This is a genomic window from Vibrio sp. 1402 (assembly GCF_033340275.1).
Genome location: NZ_JAWOWE010000194.1, coordinates 1 through 768 on the forward strand (window position 1 = coordinate 1; position 768 = coordinate 768).

Consider the following 768-nt stretch of genomic DNA (forward strand, 5'->3'; position numbering starts at 1 on the left):
GTCATTGTGTCATCAACGTCCATTAGTACTTTTTCAGTCTTTTTAGGGTAGTTAAGTTCTTGGAAAATACGATGACCTAAGAAGTCAGGAGACCACATTGCTACTGCTAGGATTGCAAAAGGCAGTGACGCGATGAAGTGTTCCATATTAGGAAGACCGAGCATCCAACCTTCTTCAGTGCTGCCCCACCAGTAAACAGGGTTTAGATTCGGTAGACCAGTTTCAGTGACGAATTTGATGTCAAAACCAGCACCTAGCACTAGAGCGATAATAAGGCCTGTGAAAGCACACACTGGAATCGCAAGCCAACGTTTGTTCACTTTTGCAAGGAAAGCGTATAGTGCGATAGTCACTGCAAGCACGATCAGACCCACGTAACCCATGCTGCCTGCTTCAACAGTAGAAGATTGTAGGCCCACTGCCCATTCTTGAATCGAGTTGATTTGGCTCATGGTACCCGTCAAGCCCAGGAAAATGAGCAAGCCACCAGCTGTACCCTCTGAGGTGAGGTTCACCAGTTTAGAACCGCCTTTCAAGAAGCTAAGTAGAAGACCGAATACACCAATAAGAATTGCCAATGCAAGAGGGTGAGCACCAGCAAGAGCGATGGTACCAATAAGAGGGATCATTGGACCGTGGTTACCTGCCAAGTTGGCTTTCGGGTTGATAAAGCCAGAAGCAAGCACACAGAAAAGTAGTGCAGGGATTAGCATTTCTACACGCGCAACTTCAATGGCAAAATCTTTGCCTAAGTTAACGTGGTCCCAT

Annotated in this window: 1 protein-coding gene; it reads right to left on the reverse strand. The window is 46.5% G+C overall.

What is annotated here, in order from left to right:
* The coding region (locus R7044_RS25025; RefSeq protein WP_225455976.1) for a DUF3360 family protein at nt 1–768 on the reverse strand (768 nt) is incomplete at both ends.